This is a genomic window from Saccharopolyspora gregorii (genome assembly GCF_024734405.1).
GTDB classification, from domain to species: Bacteria; Actinomycetota; Actinomycetes; order Mycobacteriales; family Pseudonocardiaceae; genus Saccharopolyspora_C; species Saccharopolyspora_C gregorii.
The window spans coordinates 5307784-5327029 of record NZ_CP059556.1 but is presented as its reverse complement, the minus strand read 5'-3'; the positions used below and the strand labels follow the sequence as shown (position 1 = coordinate 5327029).

Sequence of the window (19246 nt, the reverse complement as noted above, 5' to 3'; positions counted from 1 at the left end):
CGGGGCTCAGACGATGTGGTGCGGTGCCACGGGAACGTGGGTGAGGTCCCGGCCGGTCGCGGCGCGGATCGCGGCGACGACGGCCGGCGTGGTGGAGATCGTCGGTGGCTCGCCGACCCCGCGCACCCCGTACGGCGCGTGCGGGTCGCCGCGTTCGACGACGTCGATCTCCATCGGCGGCACGTCGAGCGCGGTGGGGATGAGGTAGTCGGTGAACGACGCGTTGCGCATGACGCCGTCGACGACCTGCACCTCCTCCATGACGGCGAGCCCGAGCCCTTGCGCGCTGCCGCCCTGGATCTGCCCGAGCACGGCGTCCGGGTTGACGGCCTTGCCGACGTCCTGCACGCAGTCGAGCCGCACGACCTTCACCAGCCCGAGCTCGACGTCGACGTCGACGACGGCGCGGTGCGCGGAGAACGCGTGCTGCACCTGGACGCGTTCGCTCGCGCCGTCGGCGCCCATGGGGAAGGTGGGCCGGTGGTGGTATTCGCGGGTGTGCTCGACGGGCCCGTCACCGAGCACCTCGGCGAGGTCCGCGAGCACGCCTGCCGTCGCGGACACGATCTTCCCGCCCTGCAGGGACAGCGCGGCGGGCGTGACGCCGTGCAGTTCCGCGGCGCGCAGCAGCACCGCGTCGCGCACCGCGGCGCACGCGGCCTGCACCGCCCCGCCGGTGACGTAGGTCTGCCGGGACGCGGAGCTGGATCCGGCGGCGCCGACGGAGGTGTCGTTGGGATGGATGGTGACGCGTTCGACGCCGAGCTCGGTGCGGGCGATCTGCTGCTGCACGGTCACGAGACCCTGCCCGACCTCGGCGGCGGCGGTGTGCACCTCGGCGAGCGGTTCGCCACCGACGAGGGCGAGCCGGACGCGGGCCGTGGAGTGGTCGTCGGCGCCTTCGGAGTAGCAGATGTTCTTGATGGTGACCCCGTAGCCGATGCCGCGCACCACCCCTTCGCCGTGCGTGGTGCCGCCGACGCCGCCGGGCAGTTCCCGCACGTCCCGGTCGCCGCCGACCGCGGGCGGCGGGATCGCGGTGAGCCGCCGCAGCAGTTCGGCGACGGGCGCCGGGTGGTCGATCCGCTGCCCGGTGGGGATCGTGTCGCCCTCGGCGATGGCGTTGCGGATGCGCAGCTCGACCGGGTCCATGCCGAGCTCGGCGGCGAGCCGGTCCATCTGGGACTCGTAGGCGAACGTCGGCTGCACCGCGCCGAGCCCGCGCATCGCCCCGCACGGCGGGTTGTTCGTGTACAGGCCCCAGGCTTCGACGTCCACGTTCGGCACCCGGTAGGGACCGACGCCGAGCGTGGTCGCGTTCCCCACGACGACGGGGGTCTTGGAGGCGTAGGCACCGCCGTCGAAGTACTGCCGCGCCTTCACGTACACCAGCTCGCCGTCCCGGGTGGCGCCGTGCTCGTAGTACATCTTCGCCGGATGCCGGTGCACGTGGCCGTGGAACGATTCCTCCCGGCCGTAGACCATCTTCACCGGCCGCCCGGTCCGCAGCGCCAGCAGGCACACGTGCACCTGGATCGACAGGTCCTCGCGCCCGCCGAACGCGCCGCCCACCCCGGACAGCGTCATCCGCACCAGTTCCGGGTCGAGGCCGAGCGCGGCCGCGGTCTGCGCGCGATCCGAGTGCAGGTCCTGGGTGGCCAGGTACAGGTCCACGCCGCCGTCCTCGGCGGGGATCGCCAACCCGGATTCGGGGCCGAGGAACGCCTGGTCCTGCATGCCCACGGTGTAGGTGCCGGAGACGACGACGTCGGCGACCGCGTCCGGATCCCCCTTGCGGATCACCTGGTGGCGCACCACGTTCCCGCCGGGGTGCAGCGGCGGCAGCGCCCGGTCGTGCGCGGCGAGCTCCGCGTCGGTGCTGGCGGGCAGCACCTCGTAGTCCACGGCGATGCGGTCCAGGGCGCGGCGCGCGATCTCCGGGTGCTCGGCGGCGACCAGCGCCACCGCCTCGCCCCGGTAGCGCACCACGTCCTCCGCCAGCACCGGCTGGTCCTGCTGCTTCACCCCGTACCGGTTGCGGCCGGGCACGTCGGCGGCGGTGAGCACCGCGCGCACCCCCGGCAGCCGCAGCGCCCCGGTCACGTCGATCGAGGTGATCCGCGCGTGCGGGTGCGGGCTGCGCAGCGTCGCGCCCCACAGCATGTGCTCCGCCCACAGGTCGGAGGAGTAGGCGAACTCGCCGCGCACCTTCAACGTGCCGTCCGGGCGCAGCGGGGACTCCCCGATGCCGCCCGCGATGCCGGTGTCGAGGTGCTGCGGAGTGCGCGTGGGACCGCTCATCGGGCCACCTCCCCGTGCCGTGCCCCGGATCGCGCGCGGATCCGGGCGCTCGCGGCGCGCAGGTCGCGCGCCAAGTCCAGTTCGGACACCGCGGTGAGGGCGCCGTCCTCGACGACGCGCCTGCCACCGCGCAGCAGCAGTCGCAGCGGCGGCAGCGGACCCAGCACCAGCGCCGCCACCGGATCCTCGATCCCGGCGTGACCGAGCCCGTCGAGCCGCCACACCGCGAGGTCGGCGAGCTTCCCGGGCCGCAGCGACCCCAGCTCGTCCTGCCTGCCCAGGCAGCGGGCACCGCCGAGGGTGGCGGCGAACAACGCCTCCCGCACCGAGAGCGCCGCCGGCCCCCGGGACCGATCGGCCGATGTCGCCGCGCCCGGCAGGTCCGCGTCCTCAGGTCGCGCCGTGCCGGGCCGGTGCCGCTCCGCCGGTAGCGCCGCACCCCGCCGATCCGGTGCCGCAGGTGGAGCTCCACCCCGCCGGGCCCGTGCCGTCAGCAGCGCCTGCCGCATCTCCTCGCCGATCCCGCCCGCCTCGTTCGACGCGGCCCCGTCCGCACCCAGCCCGACCCGCACGCCCGCGTCCAGCAGCTCCCGCAGCGGTGCCGTCCCCGCCCCCAGGCGGCCGTTCGAACTCGGGCAGTGCGCCGTACCCGTGCCCGTCACCGCCAGCCGCGACACCTCCGCCGCCGACAGGTGCGCGGTGTGCGCCAGCCACACGTCCGGGCCCAGCCAGCCGAGGGCGTCGGCGTGCTCCACCGGGGTGCGGCCGAACTCGGCGCGGCACCGCCGCTCCTCCTCCGCGGTCTCCGCCAGGTGCGTGTGCAGCCGCACGCCGCGCGCCCGCGCCAGCTCCGCGGCGTCCCGCAGCAACCGCTCGCCGACGCTGAACGGCGAGCACGGGCCCACCGCGATCCGCACCACCGACCCCGGACTCGGATCGTGGAACCGGCCGATCGCCGCGTCCGTGCCCGCCAACGCCACGTCCGCGTCCTCCACCAGCGAATCCGGCGGCAACCCGCCCCGGGAACGCCCGCGGTCCATGCAGCCCCGCACCGCGTGCAGCCGCACCCCGATGCTCCCGGCCGCGGCGATCACCGCGCCGAACACGTCACCGCCGTCGCGGGGGAACACGTAGTGGTGGTCGGCGATCGTCGTCGCCCCCGACAACGCCAGCCGCGCCGCACCCGCGGCGGCCGCCGCGTGCGCGCAGTCCTCGTCCAACCCCGCCCACACCGGGTAGAGCGAGGTCAGCCAGTCGAACAGCGGCGCGTCCGGCGCGAACCCGCGCGTCACCCACTGGTACAGGTGCTGGTGGGCGTCGACCAGGCCCGGCGTGATCAGGCAACCGCGCACGTCGATCCGCTCGCCCAGCCCCGGATCGGCCCGGCCGGTGCCGACCGCGGCGATCCGGTCCCCGTCGACCACCACGTGGCCCTCGGCATGCTCGGCGCCGTCGACGGTGACGACCGCGGCACCGTCGAGCACGAACCGCTCAGGCATCGCCGGCCTCCCGCCGGGACGCGAGCCGCACCGCGTCCACGATCTTCTCGTAGCCGGTGCAGCGGCACAGGTTGCCTGCCAGCGCCTCCCTGATCTCCACGTCCGACGGGTCGGCGCGCCGCCGCAGCAGATCCGTGGCCTGCACCAGCAGACCCGGGGTGCAGAACCCGCACTGCACGGCGCCCGCGTCGAGGAACGCCTGCTGCACCTCGCTGAGCCGGTCGCCGTCGGCGAGCCCCTCCACGGTCCCCACCTCCCGGCCCTCGACCTGGCCGGCCGCGACCAGGCACGCGCAGACCGGGACCCCGTCCAAGGTCACGGTGCACGAACCGCACTCGCCCTGCTCGCAGGCGTTCTTCGACCCGGGCAGGCCGAGGCGTTCCCGCAGCACGTACAGCAGGCTCTCGCCCTCCCACACGTCGTCGGCCCGCTGCCGCCGCCCGTTGACGGTGAAGTTCACGCGCATGACCGCCTCCCGTTCCGGTGCTCGTCCCACACCCGCAGCACCGTCCGCCGGGCCAGGACGCCCAGCGCGTGCCGCCGGTACCCGGCGGTGCCGCGCACGTCGTCGACGGGGTGCGCGGCTGCCGCCACGAGCTCGCCGAACCGCCGCACCACCAGGTCCGGCAGCTCCCGCGGCCGCTCCCACCGGTCGCTCGCGGTGAGCTCGGCGGCGAGGAAGTCCTCGGCCGCCGTCGCGCGGAACGGCACCGGGCCCGCCGACCCCACGCCGGTGCCGATCCGCCGCCGCTGCGGGTGCAGGGCGATCGCGAACGCGCACACCGCGATCACCATCGCGTTGCGGGTGCCGACCTTCGCGAACTGCTGCGGGCCGGAAGCGGTTGGCACGTGCACCGCGGCGATCAGCTCGTCCGCGGCGAGCGCGTTGCGCTTGGGCCCGGTGAAGAACTCCGCGACCGGCAGCGTCCGGGTGCCGCGCACCGAGGCCACCTCGACGCGCGCGTCCGAGGCCAGCAGCGGTGGATGCCCGTCCCCGGCCGGCGAGGCCGAACCGAGGTTCCCGCCGAGCGTGCCCCGGTTGCGGATCTGCGGAGAACCGACGGTGCGCGCTGCCGTCGCCAAGCCCGGGAGCCGGTCGCCCAGCTCGTCGACCAGGCGCGCGTAGGGCAGCAGGGCGCCGATGCGCAGCACCCCGTCCGACTCCGACCACTCCTGCTCGGCGCCGGTGGCGGTGAGGTCCAGCAGCGCCTCCGGCCGGTCGTGGCCGAAGTTCAGCCCGACCAGCACGTCGGTGCCGCCCGCCAGCACGGTCGCCGCCGGGCGGGCCGCCCGGATCTCCAGGGCCTCGCGCCACGAGGCCGGGCGCAGGAAGTCCACGGCGCTTCCCCCTGTCGGTCGGAGTCGACGAGGGCCGCACCACTCGTAGCCCGTCGCCGTGGGTGGTCGTCCCAGTACACAACTCGCGAACGGAGGTTGACCAGCGGTGGAACACCCGAAATGCCGGACGGGTGAACACCCGTCCCTCGTACGTTCCTACGAACCCGGGGCACGCCCGGCGCCCCTCCGGCCGCCTCCCGAAGCACGCACCCACCGCTGCGGAGTGAACGGACCGTTCGTCCAACGGGATGGGACGAACGGTCCGTTCACCACGGATCTCCCGGCACTCGCCGCCCGCGCTCGGGTCGAGCGGTGCCGCACCGCACACCGCCGCCGCCCGCACGGCCGAGCCGGGTGAACGGACCGTTCGTCCCACTAGATCGGACGAACGGTCCGTTCACTCCCTCCCGCGGGACTCCACAGCCCGCCCCGGACGGTGCAGAGTGAGCGGCGTGCGCCTGAGCGAACTCGTCGACGACCCGGACCTGGGTCTGACGCTGCTCACCGGCCCGGCGGATCCGGTGGTCCACGGCGTGTACGTCACCGACCTGCTCGACCCGAGCCGCTACCTGAGCGGCGGCGAGCTGGTCGTCACCGGCCTGATGTGGCGAGCGGACCCGGCGGATTCGGCCCGGTTCGCCGCCGCGCTCGCGGCGGCGGGCGTGGCGGCGGTCGCCGCGGGCACGGCGCGGCTGGGCAGCACTCCGCCGGACCTGGTGGCCGCCTGCCGGGAGCACGGCCTCCCGCTGCTGGAGGTGCCGGTCGCGGTCAGCTTCAGCGCGTTGTCCGAGCGGGTCCTGGACGCGCACCGCGCGGCGGGCCGGGGCTGGGTGTCGGCGTTGGCGGCGGGCGCCGGGCTGGAGGAGGTGCTGGAGCGGGCGTCGGCCGAGCTGGGCACCGGCTGCTGGGTGGTGTCGGGCGCGGGGGCGGTGCTGGCGGGTCCCGCGGAGCCGCCGGCCGCGGACGACCTGCGCCCCGGCCTGGCCGGGGAGGGGACTCGGGCCGGGTGGTCCTTCCGCCCGGTGGGCGGTGGCGGTGAGCCGCGCATCGCCCGCTGGTTCGTGGTGTCCCGCGCCGGCGCGGTTCCCCCGGAGGCGCTCGAGGAACTCGCGACCGTGGTCGCCCTGGTGCGCAGCCGCGTGGACCAGGCGCGGCGCATCGCGGGCCGGTCCGCGGAGTCGGCGCTGCGCAGGCTGCTCGACGGCACGTCGAGCGCGTCGGAGGTGGCGGTGCGGCTGGACGCGGCGGGTGTGCCGGTGGGGGAGCCGCTGCGGGTGGTGCAGCTGTCGGTGCCGGGTGGTGCGGCGCGCGCGGCCGCGGTGCTGCGCGAGTTGGCGGCGGCGACGGGCTCGCCGTCGGTCGTGGCGCCGCTGGGGGAGGCGGCGGTCGCGGTGTTCGCGGCCGACGAGCGGCGGCTGGTGGGGCTGCCCGCGCGGTTCCGCGGGTTCGCGGAGCTGGCGGGTCCGGCGGCCGGTTTGCGGGCGGGCGTCAGCGACGTCGCGGCGGCGGACGGCTTGCGCTCGGCGCTGGAGGAGGCGGGGCATGCGCGGCGGCTGGCGGAGCTGGCCCCGGATTCGGCGGTGGTGACGGCGGATGCGCTGGCGTCGCACCGGGTGTTGCTGGCGTCGGTGCCGGCGGAGTTGCGCCGGTCCTACCGGGACAAGTTGCTGGGGCCGCTGTTGTCCTACGACGCGGCGCACGCGGCGGATCTGGTGCGCACCCTGCGGGTGTTCCTGGAGTGCTCGGGTTCGTGGTCGCGCTGCGCCGCGCTGCTGCACGTGCACGTGAACACGCTGCGGTACCGGATCGGCCGGGTCGAGCAGATCACCGGACGAGAACTGGGAGATCTCTCCGCACGAGTGGATTTCCACCTCGCACTGCAACTTCTCGACGACAGCCCGTCCTGATCGGCCGCTGCGTCGTGTGAGTCGTCACAAACGCCCGTCCGGCCGGGGATGTTTCACCCGATCGGTTCGTAATCGGCTGCGTCGACCGGTACCGTGCTTGGTCGGCCGCCACCCCGGCGGCCGACGCGACGCGAAGCCACGGAGGTAACGGGATTGACCGATCAGTCCGCCACCACCGGTGTGACGGACCGCCCGAGCGACGGAGACGTCGCCGGAACCGCGGCACGTTCCGCTGAACGCATCCGGGAACACCTGGACGGCGCGGTACCCGCCACCCCTTGCCTGGTGATGGACCTGACGGCGGTGCGGGAGCGCTACGCGGAACTGCGAGCCGCACTGCCGGACGCGCGGATCTGCTACGCGGTCAAGGCCAACCCGATGCCCGAAGTCGTCGCCGCGCTCGTCGAGCTCGGCTCCTCCTTCGACGTCGCCAGCCCCGGCGAGATCGACCTCTGCCTCGAACAGGGCGCCGACCCCGCGGCGATCTCCTACGGCAACACCATCAAGAAGCGCGCCGACATCGCCCGCGCCCACGCGCAGGGCGTCCGGCTGTTCGCCACCGACAGCGAAGCCGACCTCACCGCCATCGCCGAAGCCGCGCCCGGCGCGAGCGTGTTCTGCCGCGTGCTCGTCGCCAACGACGGCTCCCGCACCCCGTTCGGCCGCAAGTTCGGCTGCACCCCCGAGACCGCGGTCCGGCTGCTCGGCCGCGCCGCCGAACTCGGCCTCGACGCGTGCGGCGTGTCCTTCCACATCGGATCGCAGCAGCACGACGCCGCGGCCTGGGAGCACGGCATCGCCGCCGCCCACCGGGTGTTCCGCGGCGCCGCCGAGCACGGCGTCCGGCCGCGACTGGTCAACCTCGGCGGCGGGCTGCCCGCGCACTACACCGACGTCGCGCCGCCGCTGACCGACTACGCGCGGCGCATCGAGCAGGCACTCGACCGCGAGTTCGGCGCCGACCGGCCCGAACTGCTCGTCGAACCCGGCCGCCGCCTCGTCGGCGACGCCGGCGTGCTGCGCAGCGAAGTCGTCCTCGTCTCCCCGGACTCCGACGGCGAACGCCGCTGGGTCTACCTCGACGTCGGCCGCTACAACGGGCTCGCCGAGACCGAAGGCGAAGCGATCACCTACCGGCTGCGCACCTCCCGCGACGGCGACCCGGTCGGCCCGGTCGTGCTCGCCGGACCCACCTGCGACGGCGACGACGTGATCTACCAGCGCACCCGCTACGAGCTGCCGCTGACCCTGCGCGCCGGGGACACCGTGGACCTGCTCAGCGCCGGTGCCTACACCGCCAGCTACGCCTCGGTCGGCTTCAACGGCTTCCCGCCGCTGCCGACCCGTTGCATCGACGGGCACGAGCGACCCTGACCGCTGCGGCACGCCCGTGCCGCAGCGGTGCGCCCGGAGCGCAACACGAACGTTCTCCGCGAAATCTGCGAAATGTTGGGAGGTCGATAGATGTCGATCGATGCCGGAACCCTGCAACCCGTCGGTCTGTTCACCGGGCAGCACGTGCTCGCCGAGCTCGACGGTGTGGACGCGCAGCTGCTGGACGACGAGCAGTTCCTGCGCGACACCCTGGACAGCGCGCTGAGCCGCTCGCAGGCCACGGTGTGCCAGGTGATCGCCAAGCGGTTCGAACCGCAAGGCGTCACAGTGCTGGCGCTGCTGTCGGAATCCCATGCGTCGCTGCACACCTACCCCGAAGAGGGATCGATCTTCATCGACGTGTTCACCTGCGGCAACACCGCGCAGCCCGAGCGGGCGGTCGAACTGCTCGCCGAAGCGCTGCGACCCGCGTCGGTGAACACCCGCACGATCCGCCGGGGCCGGGACTACGACCCGGAACTGGTCTCGTGACCGGCTCGCCGGCTCGCCGACCGCGAGCAGGCGGGACACCCTCCGCAATGGACACACAAGTGCGTTCCCCCGCCCGACCCGGGCGCCGTAACGAGGAGGAGCACCGTTGATCGAAATCGACGGGCAGCGTTGGGTCAGCGAACCCATGGGCGCCGACATGCGGCGGCTGTGGCGCATCGACGACGTGATCTGGGAAGGCGACACCGCCTACCAGCACGTGCTCATCGGCCGCACCGGCCAAGGCGTCTCGCTGTTCTGCGACGACGACCGGCAGAGCACCGAGTTCTCCCAGCTCGTCTACCACGAGGCCATGCTGGTCCCCGGCTTCCTGCTCGCCGCGAACCTGGACCGGGTGCTCATCATCGGCTCCAGCGAAGGCGTCGCCAGCCAGCTCGCCGTCGCCGCCGGAGCCACCCGCGTCGACCACGTCGACATCGACGAGGAATGCGTCCGGGCCTGCGCCGAGCACCTGCCCTACGGCTACACCACCGACGAGATCCCCGCGCTGCAACGCGGCGACGGGCCCATCACCCTGCACTTCGGCGACGGAGTGGCCTTCCTGGAGCAGGCCCCGCCGGAAGGCTACGACCTCGTCGTCGTGGACCTGCCCGACGAACGCGCGGACGACGCCGACGGCCAGCACAACCGGCTCTACGGCCTCGAATTCCTGCAGCGCTGCCAGACCGTGCTCGCCCCCGGCGGCGTCGTCGCCTTCCAGGCGGGCTGCCCCACCGTGTGGCGCAACGAAACGCTGATCCGCGCCTACAACCGGTTCCGGTCGGTGTTCGAGACCGTCACCTACTTCGGCTCCGACGAGCACGAGTGGGCGTTCCTGTTCGGCCGCGCCGAACCGGTCGACGACCCCACCAACCTCATGCTGGAGAACCTCCCGAACAGCGAGTACCAGCCGCGCACCATCGACGACGCCAGCCTCATCGGCTGCACCGTCCCGCCCTACTCGGTGCGCAACCAGGGCTGAGCGAACGCCGTAGAGCCCGCCGGATCACCCGATCCGGCGGGCTCTTCGCATGCCCGGCGTCAGAGGAACTGCAGGTACGGGTGCAGCCCGGGGGCGCCGCTGCGCGCGCCGAACCACTGCTCGAACGCGATGCCCCGCTCGCGCAGCTGCGCCTCCAGCTCCGCGTTCCCCGCATCCTCCGCGAGCCGCGCGTCCACCTCGTACAACCGCTCGTGCGCGGTGTCGCCGAACGCGGTAGCGGCGAACCGGGCGAAGATCGGCGTGCTCTGCGACCAGTCCAGCAGCTCCGCCGCGTCCAGCAGCACCTGCGCCTCGTGCACCACCAGCCGCAGCGCCAGCGCTTCGGCCACGCAGCGCGGCGGCGTCCACACCGGCTCCGACAGCCGCGTCGCCACCGCCGCCGACGCCAGCAGGAACGCCCGGGCGAACGCCGAGTCGTAGCGGGCGCCGTAGCAGGGCGGCAGCTCCGCCAGCACCAGCAGGCCCTGGGCCTCGTCGACCGTCGCGTTGTTGATGGACAACGACAGCTCGTCGTAGAAGATCTCGTCGGTCACCACCCACACCGCGTGGATCAGCGCGCCCGCCGCCAGCCGCGCCGCCGACTCGTCCACGTCCGGGGCGGCGAACGCCTCCGGACCGAAGGCGCGCAGCCGGGGCGCGCACTCCAGCAGCGTCTCCCGCCAGTGCCGCGCCTCCACCACCGGTTCCGCGGCCCCCAGCGCCTCCTCCACGGCCAGCTCCAGCTCGCTGGAGTCCTCCGGAGTGCGCACGTCCGCCGCGGCCAGGCTCTGGTTGAACTCGTCCTCGGTGATCCGCACCTTCGACTCCGCGACCGACCAGCCGCTGAGCAGGTCGATCTCGCTGAGCAGCTCGTCGAGCACCGTCGCCGCGGCCCACTCGGCCGACACCAGCGACGGCGCGTCCAGCACCAGCTCCACCGTCGTCCGGGCCGGGCCCGGCGAGATCCGGAAGTCCAGCACGTCGATGTCGGCCTGGTCCGGCCCGGTGACGCCTTCCACGAGCGCGAGCCTGCGGTCGAGCAGCGCGACCACGCCCTGCTGCTGCAACTCGTCCAGTCCCTGCACCGCCACCGGCGGTTCTAGTACCGCCGTCACCACGTAGTCCACCGCTGCTCGCCCTCTCCTCCCGAACGCACCGCATGGTACGTGCCTGCCCGCGCGGAGAGCCGCCTGCGCCACCACCGGGGAACGCGGGATCATGGCCCGGTGACGACGACGGTGGCGGTGTTCGGCAGCTGCAACATGGATCTGGTGGCCTACGTGGGGACCGCGCCGAAGCGCGGCGAAACCGTGCTCGGGCGCGAATTCCGCACGGCGCCCGGCGGAAAGGGCGCGAACCAGGCCGTCGCGGCCGCCAGAGCGGGCGCGGAAGCGCTCATGATCGGCGCGGTCGGGGAGGACGAACTGGGTGGCGGGCTGCGCGAGGCATTGCGCGGGTTCGGAGTCGATACCCGCGGTCTGCGCACCGTCCCCGGAAACAGCGGCACGGCGCATATCGTCGTCGACGACGACGGCGGAAACGCGATCGTCGTGGTCCCGGGGGCCAATGCGACCGTCGATTCGCTCGCGCCCGGCGATGCCGAACTGATCGCGAGTTCCGGAGCGCTGCTGCTGCAGCTGGAGATCCCGTTCGCCGGGGTCGAATCCGCCGCCGCGGCCGGGCGCTCCGCCGGAGTTCCGGTGATTCTCACGCCGGCTCCCGCCGCGGAACTGTCCGCCGAGTTGCTGGCGAACGTGGACGTGCTGGTGCCGAACGAACACGAAGCCGCGGTCCTCACCGGTCGCGACGATCCCGACGCGGCGTTGCGGGAATTGGTGGAACGAGTACCGGAAGCGATCATCACGCTCGGTGCCGAAGGAGCCCTCTACGGCAATGCGGCGGGAGAGGTCGTCCGGTCGCCCGCCCATCGGGTGCGGGCCGTGGACACCACTGCGGCGGGGGACACCTTCGTCGGTGTCTTCGCGGCCGCGCGGGCCGGAGGAGCGGAGGTCCGGGAAGCGCTGGCGGCGGCCTCGGCCGCGTCCGCGCTGGCCGTGGGGCGCCACGGCGCCATGTCGTCGATGCCGACGGAACAGGAGATCAGGGAGTTCCGCGGCTGAGCGCGGAAGCGGGGTGGAATGTCGCGGACGCCGCCGACCGGAGAAATGTCCGATCCCGCACGGGCGGCGCCGCGCGACACCCCGATGGACTCACTTGGCCTTGTCGTAGGCGTCCACGATCTCCGAGGGAATGCGTCCCCGATCCGACACCTGCATGCCCTGCTCCCGGGCCCATTCCCGAATGGCCTGGTTGCGTTCCCGGTCGGCGGCGGTAGGAGCAGCGGCGGTCTTGCCCGCCTTGCCCGCCGCGCGCTTGCGACCCCCGGTGCGGCGTGCGGCGGAGACGTACGACGCCAACGAGTCCCGCAGTTTCGCTGCGTTGTCGGCGGACAGGTCGATGGTGTAGTCGACCCCGTCCAGGCTGAACTCGACCGTCGACTCCGCTTCCGACCCGTCGACGTCGTCGACGAGCTGCACGGTGACCTTCTGCGCCACTGGAAAACCCTCGATTCCGGTTCGTTATTGCTGGCCTTCGTGCGAGAGCGTACGAAGAACGTTCTGAACAATAAACCGTTGTTGCGAAAATGTGCCACCCTGGGTCCGTCGAGCACTGACCGTGAGCTCGGAACGCTGTTGTAGCGACGTTGTGCTTCAGATTACTTTCTCGATTTCGCGGCCGATCGGCTACGGTGTGTCGCGGGGCGGTTCGCCCGGGACCCGGCATCGCGGGGTCGACGGTGCCCCCGCACGGCGGTTCTCAACGGCCGGTGGTGCTGTTCTATCGTTGACGCGAGACAACAGCGATGCCGCGTGCTACAACGTGGGTCAGGGTCGCAGGAGTCTCGCCTGCAGGTGTCGCGGATCGAGACGGGGCACGTTCCCGAGACAGGTGATCATGGCCGAGCGGATTCAGGTCGAACTCGTCGACGACATAGACGGGTCGCCAGCCCAGCAGACCGTTACTTTCGCGCTGGACGGCGTGACCTACGAAATCGACTTGAGCGAACGGCACGCGCAACGCCTGCGCGGAGTCTTCGCCCGGTACATCGAGCGGGCGCGCGTTCCCGAGCGCGAGCAGTCCGCCGCCACGGCCAAACGCCAGGAACGGGACGAACGCGACGCCCGCCAGGCCAACCGGCAGCTGACCGAGCAGATTCGCGGTGCCGCGCAACGGAGCAAGGACCGGTTGCACAAGCAGCAGGAACCGGAAGCGGACGAGCAGGCCGCCGAGGCCGGGCCCGCACTCCCGGTGGAACCGCGCGAACCGGAACAGCTCGTCCCCGAACCTCCGCGCCAGGAGGAGGAGCGGTCGAACTCCACCGTCGCCTCCGTGTCCCTGCCGCAATTCTCGTCCGCTGTGGACTGAGCCGGTACCGGTGGTCCCGGCGTTCCCGGAACGGGACGCTTCCGGCCCCGAACGCAGAAGAACCGCATCGTGGTGATCCGCGATGCGGTTCTTCGTCTTTCCGGTACCGGTCGCTCCGCTGCCGCCTCCCCCGCGCGCGGAGCGCTCGGTGCCTCAATCGGCGGCGCGGTGCCTGCGCCCTTTCGCGCGACCGCCGGAGTCGCCGTGCTGAGCGGCCACCGGTTCGGCGGCCGACGACTCGGCGCTCTCGGTCAGCGCCGCGGCGAACTCGGGTGGGGAGCTCAGTCCCCAGTTGTCCGCCTCCGGGTCGATCAGCTGCTGCTGCAACTCGGTGTAGATCGGTGTCGAGTCCACGGTTACCCCCTGCCTCTTGGTCGGCGAGCAGGCTACCCGCGCGCGGGTGGGTGCAGCCCGCGAAACGCACCGCGATCACTCGATGGAGATCGCCGGACTCGGGCCGGGCCGCGGCCCGGTGTCCCGGTGCTCGGTGGTCCCGCGGCAAGCCGCCATCCGGGTGAAGCGGGATGACCTGCGGTTTTCGCGTTAATGGGGGGTGGTGTTCAAGGCCGTTTTCGGCCCGTGTAGATTTCTTTCTGCCAGCACGGAACGGGCCGAAAACGAATCGGGCCGGGTGCGGCGGGGTCGCGAAACGGGCTTCCAGGTGACTGGTAGAGTGAGCGGCCGGATGGATCAACTCTAAACGGCAGGCCGGTGGCGGATGTTTCGCCTGTGGGTGTGGCGGGATGCGGGAACGCGGAACTGACCCCCCTGAAACGGCCGAAAATCGGGCCTGCTAGAGTTTGGAACATCGCAAGAACGAAAGACGAAATGAACTGACTCCCCGGAGTTCGCGGCCCTGGATGTAGGGGGTTGTGGGTGATGGTGTGGGTGTGTTCTTTGAGAACTCAACAGCGTGCCGATGATGGTGAGTGGTAAACTCATCTTGATGAATTACATGCCTCGGCTTTCTTCGGATTGCTGGGGTGCCTCGTTTATTTCGGGGCAGGATTTTCTCTAAGACATTGTTGGAGAGTTTGATCCTGGCTCAGGACGAACGCTGGCGGCGTGCTTAACACATGCAAGTCGAACGCTGAAACCCTTCGGGGTGGATGAGTGGCGAACGGGTGAGTAACACGTGGGTAATCTGCCCTGCACTCTGGGATAAGCCTTGGAAACGGGGTCTAATACCGGATAGGACACGTGGCCGCATGGTCTGCGTGTGGAAAGTTCCGGCGGTGCAGGTTGAGCCCGCGGCCTATCAGCTTGTTGGTGGGGTGATGGCCTACCAAGGCGACGACGGGTAGCCGGCCTGAGAGGGTGACCGGCCACACTGGGACTGAGACACGGCCCAGACTCCTACGGGAGGCAGCAGTGGGGAATCTTGCGCAATGGGCGAAAGCCTGACGCAGCAACGCCGCGTGGGGGATGACGGCCTTCGGGTTGTAAACCTCTTTCGACATCGACGAAGCCTTCGGGTGACGGTAGGTGTAGAAGAAGCACCGGCTAACTACGTGCCAGCAGCCGCGGTAATACGTAGGGTGCGAGCGTTGTCCGGAATTATTGGGCGTAAAGAGCTCGTAGGCGGTTTGTCGCGTCGGCCGTGAAAACCTGCCGCTTAACGGTGGGCGTGCGGTCGATACGGGCAGACTTGAGTTCGGTAGGGGAGACTGGAATTCCTGGTGTAGCGGTGAAATGCGCAGATATCAGGAGGAACACCGGTGGCGAAGGCGGGTCTCTGGGCCGATACTGACGCTGAGGAGCGAAAGCGTGGGGAGCGAACAGGATTAGATACCCTGGTAGTCCACGCCGTAAACGGTGGGCGCTAGGTGTGGGGACTGTTTCCACGGTTCCTGTGCCGTAGCTAACGCATTAAGCGCCCCGCCTGGGGAGTACGGCCGCAAGGCTAAAACTCAAAGGAATTGACGGGGGCCCGCACAAGCGGCGGAGCATGTGGATTAATTCGATGCAACGCGAAGAACCTTACCTGGGTTTGACATGCACAGGATCGCCCCTGAGAGGGGGTTTCCCTTGTGGCCTGTGTGCAGGTGGTGCATGGCTGTCGTCAGCTCGTGTCGTGAGATGTTGGGTTAAGTCCCGCAACGAGCGCAACCCTTGTCCTGTGTTGCCAGCACGTGATGGTGGGGACTCGCAGGAGACTGCCGGGGTCAACTCGGAGGAAGGTGGGGATGACGTCAAGTCATCATGCCCCTTATGCCCAGGGCTTCACACATGCTACAATGGCTGGTACAGAGGGTGGCGATACCGTGAGGTGGAGCGAATCCTTAAAGCCGGTCTCAGTTCGGATCGGGGTCTGCAACTCGACCCCGTGAAGTCGGAGTCGCTAGTAATCGCAGATCAGCAGTGCTGCGGTGAATACGTTCCCGGGCCTTGTACACACCGTCCGTCACGTCATGAAAGTCGGTAACACCCGAAGCCCATGGCCCAACCGGTTCGCCCGGGGGGAGTGGTCGAAGGTGGGACTGGCGATTGGGACGAAGTCGTAACAAGGTAGCCGTACCGGAAGGTGCGGCTGGATCACCTCCTTTCTAAGGAGCAAGCTCACGTCCATCGATACGATGTATCGGTGGGGTGTTCAGGGTTGATGAGACGCATGTTCTCATGCTCTGAGTGCTCATAGGATTAGTGGAAATGCCGCTCTGTTTTTCGTCATCGTGCACGCTGTTGGGTGTCTGAGAGAACACACTGTGTGTGTTTTTTCGGTTGTTGTTTGAGAACTGTATAGTGGATGCGAGCATCTTTGTGGCCAAGTTATGTAGGGCACATGGTGGATGCCTTGGTACCAGGGGCCGATGAAGGACGTGGGAGGCTGCGAAATGCCTCGGGGAGCTGTCAACCGAGCTGTGATCCGAGGGTGTCCGAATGGGGAAACCCGGCCCGAGTGATGTCGGGTCACCTGCACCTGAATGTATAGGGTGTTGGGAGGGAACGCGGGGAAGTGAAACATCTCAGTACCCGTAGGAAGAGAAAACACTGGTGATTCCGTGAGTAGTGGCGAGCGAAAGCGGAGGAGGCTAAACCGGGCGCGTGGGATACCTGGCAGGGGTTGCGTGTCTGGGGTTGTGGGGCTTGTCTGGAGGCGGCTGTCACCGTTTCAGCGTGGTTGTGTGTGTTAGTTGAACAGGTTGGGATGCCTGGCCGGAGTGGGTGAGAGTCCCGTAGGCGAAAGCACATGCGATACGTGTGGATTTGTTCCCGAGTAGCAGCGTTTCCGTGGAGGGCGCTGTGAATCTGGCGGGACCACTCGCTAAGCCTAAATACTTCCTGGTGACCGATAGTGGATAGTACCGTGAGGGAATGGTGAAAAGTACCCCGGGAGGGGAGTGAAATAGTTCCTGAAACCATGTGCCTGCAATCCGTCAGAGCATGATCTTTGGGTTGTGTGATGGCGTGCCTTTTGAAGAATGAGCCTGCGAGTTGCTGCTGCGTGGCGAGGTTAACCTGTTGTGGGGTAGCCGGAGCGAAAGCGAGTCTGAAGAGGGCGTGGAGTCGCGTGGTGCAGACCCGAAGCGGAGTGATCTACCCATGGCCAGGGTGAAGCGCGGGTAAGACCGTGTGGAGGCCCGAACCCACCAGGGTTGAAAACCTGGGGGATGAGTTGTGGGTAGGGGTGAAAGGCCAATCAAACTTCGTGATAGCTGGTTCTCCCCGAAATGCATTTAGGTGCAGCGTCGTGTGTTTCCTGGGTGGGGTAGAGCACTGGTTGGTTGATGGGCCTTATGGGTTACTGACGTCAGCTAAACTCCGAATACGCCTGGGTAGAGCGCGGCAGTGAGACGGTGGGGGAGAAGCTTCATCGTCGAGAGGGAAACAGCCCAGAACACCGGCTAAGGCCCCTAAGTGTGTGCTCAGTGGGAAAGGATGTGGGATTGCCCAGACAACCAGGAGGTTGGCTTAGAAGCAGCCATCCTTGAAAGAGTGCGTAATAGCTCACTGGTCAAGTGGTCCTGCGCCGACAATGTAGCGGGGCTGAAGTGCACCGCCGAAGCCGTGTCAATGAGTCCTTGTGGCTTGTTGGGTAGGGGAGCGTCCTGCATGCAGTGAAGCGTCACCGTAAGGTTGGCGTGGAGTGTGTGGGAGTGAGAATGCAGGCATGAGTAGCGAGAGCAGAGTGAGAATCTCTGCCGCCGATTGACTAAGGGTTCCTGGGGCAGGTTCGTCCGCCCAGGGTGAGTCGGGGCCTAAGGCGAGGCCGACAGGCGTAGTCGATGGAGAACGGGTTGATATTCCCGTACCCGTGTGCACGCGCCCATGGCGAAACGGTTGAGACTAACCATCCGCGAGCATGATGGCTCTTCGGAGTTGTTGTGTGAGTGCATGGGACCTGATTCTGCGGTAGTCAAGTGATGGGGTGACGTAGTGGGGTAGCTGTGCCAGTGAGTGGTAGTACTGGTGTAAGCCTGTAGCCTGCCGTCTAGGTAAATCCGGGCGGTGTGAAGGGTGAGGGGTGATGCGTAGCCGTTGTGGTGAAGTCAGTGATCCCGTGCTACCGAGAAAAGCCTCTAGCGATGTGTGTGCATGGCCCGTACCCGAAACCGACACAGGTGGTCAGGTAGAGTATACCGAGGCGGTCGGGTGAACTGTGGTCAAGGAATTCGGCAAATTGCCCCCGTAACTTCGGGAGAAGGGGGGCCATTGCTGGTGAAGGGATTTACTCCTGGAGCTGGTGGTGGCCGCAGAGGCCAGGGAGAAGCGACTGTTTACTAAAAACACAGGTCCGTGCGAAGTCGTAAGACGAGGTATACGGACTGACGCCTGCCCGGTGCTGGAACGTTAAGAGGACCTGTTAGCACATCTTTGGTGTGTGAAGCGGAGAATTTAAGCGCCAGTAAACGGCGGTGGTAACTATAACCATCCTAAGGTAGCGAAATTCCTTGTCGGGTAAGTTCCGACCTGCACGAATGGCGTAACGACTTCTCCGCTGTCTCGACCACAGGCCCGGTGAAATTGCAGTACGAGTAAAGATGCTCGTTTCGCGCGGCAGGACGGAAAGACCCCGGGACCTTTACTATAGCTTGGTATTGGTGTTCGGTGCGGCTTGTGTAGGATAGGTGGGAGACTGTGAAGCGTTCACGCTAGTGGGTGTGGAGTCGTTGTTGAAATACCACTCTGGTCGTTCTGAGCATCTGAACCTCGGACCCTGATCGGGTTCAGGGACAGTGCCTGGTGGGTAGTTTAACTGGGGCGGTTGCCTCCTAAAGGGTAACGGAGGCGCCCAAAGGTTCCCTCAGCCTGGTTGGTCATCAGGTGTTGAGTGTAAGTGTATAAGGGAGCTTGACTGTGAGACTGACAGGTCGAGCAGGTGCGAAAGCAGGGACTAGTGATCCGGCACTGGCTGGTGGAAGCGGTGTCGCTCAACGGATAAAAGGTACCCCGGGGATAACAGGCTGATCTTGCCCAAGAGTCCATATCGACGGCATGGTTTGGCACCTCGATGTCGGCTCGTCGCATCCTGGGGCTGGAGTTGGTCCCAAGGGTTGGGCTGTTCGCCCATTAAAGCGGCACGCGAGCTGGGTTTAGAACGTCGTGAGACAGTTCGGTCCCTATCCGCCGCGCGCGTAGGAGATGTGAGGAAGGCTGTCCCTAGTACGAGAGGACCGGGACGGACGGACCTCTGGTGTGCCAGTTGTTCCGCCAGGAGCAGGGCTGGTTGGCTACGTTCGGGAGGGATAACCGCTGAAAGCATCTAAGCGGGAAGCCTGTTCCAAGATGACGTCTCCCACCCCTTTGTGGGTTAAGGCCTCCTAGAGATGATGGGGTTGATAGGCTCGGCATGGAAGCACAGTAATGTGTGGAGTGGACGGGTACTAATAGGCCGAGGACTTGTTCACGAAGATTGCTACGCATCCACTATACGGTGTCTGAGGCAGCAACTGGTTGGTTGTTGAATTGGATAGAGGTTTCACACGGCG

13 protein-coding genes and 2 rRNA genes are annotated in these 19246 nt (G+C 68.7%); 8 read left to right on the top strand and 7 right to left on the bottom strand.

Annotation, left to right across the window (positions count from 1 at the left end):
- Window positions 1–6 precede the first annotated feature (6 nt).
- Genes pucD through H1226_RS23120 form a run of 4 tightly spaced genes read right to left on the bottom strand, consistent with a single transcriptional unit; the run spans window position 7 to window position 5138 of the window.
- Window positions 7–2301: a xanthine dehydrogenase subunit D gene (gene pucD, locus H1226_RS23135; RefSeq protein WP_258342581.1), complete on the bottom strand. Its 2295-nt coding sequence runs from the start codon at window positions 2299–2301 to the stop codon at window positions 7–9.
- Window positions 2298–3800 carry an amidohydrolase family protein gene (locus H1226_RS23130; protein ID WP_258342579.1) on the bottom strand — a complete coding sequence of 501 codons (1503 nt, stop codon included), beginning with the start codon at window positions 3798–3800 and terminating at the stop codon, window positions 2298–2300. Before H1226_RS23130 ends, pucD begins: the two co-directional genes overlap by 4 nt.
- Window positions 3793–4266 (bottom strand): (2Fe-2S)-binding protein, encoded by a 474-nt coding sequence (locus H1226_RS23125; RefSeq protein WP_258342576.1) that lies wholly within the window; start codon window positions 4264–4266, stop codon window positions 3793–3795. The genes H1226_RS23130 and H1226_RS23125 overlap by 8 nt, the downstream gene beginning before the upstream one ends.
- Window positions 4257–5138, bottom strand: coding sequence for an FAD binding domain-containing protein (locus H1226_RS23120; protein WP_258342575.1), 882 nt, complete (start codon window positions 5136–5138; stop codon window positions 4257–4259). Before H1226_RS23120 ends, H1226_RS23125 begins: the two co-directional genes overlap by 10 nt.
- Window positions 5139–5581: 443 nt before the next feature.
- On the opposite strand from H1226_RS23120, the gene H1226_RS23115 reads away from it, so the two are divergent.
- The 4 genes from H1226_RS23115 (at window position 5582) to H1226_RS23100 (ending at window position 9890) form a co-directional block, all read left to right on the top strand.
- Window positions 5582–7045: a helix-turn-helix domain-containing protein gene (locus tag H1226_RS23115; protein ID WP_258342574.1), complete on the top strand. Its 1464-nt coding sequence runs from the start codon at window positions 5582–5584 to the stop codon at window positions 7043–7045.
- Window positions 7046–7198: 153 nt separating this feature from the next.
- Entirely contained in the window at window positions 7199–8419 is a 1221-nt protein-coding gene (locus H1226_RS23110) for a type III PLP-dependent enzyme (protein WP_309148754.1), read from the top strand.
- A gap of 90 nt (window positions 8420–8509) precedes the next feature.
- Window positions 8510–8911, top strand: a complete 402-nt coding sequence (gene speD, locus H1226_RS23105) for an adenosylmethionine decarboxylase (protein ID WP_224960582.1) — start codon at window positions 8510–8512, stop codon at window positions 8909–8911.
- A 106-nt stretch (window positions 8912–9017) separates the two neighbouring features.
- Window positions 9018–9890, top strand: a complete 873-nt coding sequence (locus H1226_RS23100; protein ID WP_258342570.1) for a spermidine synthase — start codon at window positions 9018–9020, stop codon at window positions 9888–9890.
- Window positions 9891–9949: 59 nt separating this feature from the next.
- On the opposite strand, the gene H1226_RS23095 is transcribed toward H1226_RS23100, so the two are convergent.
- Window positions 9950–11017, bottom strand: coding sequence for a hypothetical protein (locus H1226_RS23095; protein ID WP_258342569.1), 1068 nt, complete (start codon window positions 11015–11017; stop codon window positions 9950–9952).
- Between the two features lie 99 nt (window positions 11018–11116).
- Here H1226_RS23095 and H1226_RS23090 point away from each other — a divergent pair, with 99 nt between their 5' ends.
- Window positions 11117–12010 carry a ribokinase gene (locus tag H1226_RS23090; RefSeq protein ID WP_225045047.1) on the top strand — a complete coding sequence of 298 codons (894 nt, stop codon included), beginning with the start codon at window positions 11117–11119 and terminating at the stop codon, window positions 12008–12010.
- Between the two features lie 90 nt (window positions 12011–12100).
- Here the strand turns inward: H1226_RS23090 and H1226_RS23085 are convergent, their stop codons facing one another.
- Window positions 12101–12445 (bottom strand): histone-like nucleoid-structuring protein Lsr2, encoded by a 345-nt coding sequence (locus H1226_RS23085; RefSeq protein WP_224960576.1) that lies wholly within the window; start codon window positions 12443–12445, stop codon window positions 12101–12103.
- A 400-nt stretch (window positions 12446–12845) separates the two neighbouring features.
- Between H1226_RS23085 and H1226_RS23080 the strand changes: the two genes are divergently transcribed.
- Window positions 12846–13316: a histone-like nucleoid-structuring protein Lsr2 gene (locus H1226_RS23080; protein ID WP_224960585.1), complete on the top strand. Its 471-nt coding sequence runs from the start codon at window positions 12846–12848 to the stop codon at window positions 13314–13316.
- Between the two features lie 153 nt (window positions 13317–13469).
- Here H1226_RS23080 and H1226_RS23075 read toward each other — a convergent pair whose 3' ends face one another.
- Window positions 13470–13670, bottom strand: coding sequence for a hypothetical protein (locus tag H1226_RS23075; protein WP_224966803.1), 201 nt, complete (start codon window positions 13668–13670; stop codon window positions 13470–13472).
- Window positions 13671–14338: 668 nt separating this feature from the next.
- Between H1226_RS23075 and H1226_RS23070 the strand changes: the two genes are divergently transcribed.
- A 16S ribosomal RNA gene (locus H1226_RS23070) occupies window positions 14339–15862 on the top strand.
- A 216-nt stretch (window positions 15863–16078) separates the two neighbouring features.
- Window positions 16079–19165 (top strand): 23S ribosomal RNA (locus tag H1226_RS23065).
- The 16S and 23S rRNA genes sit together here, the layout of an rRNA operon.
- Window positions 19166–19246: the final 81 nt, after the last annotated feature.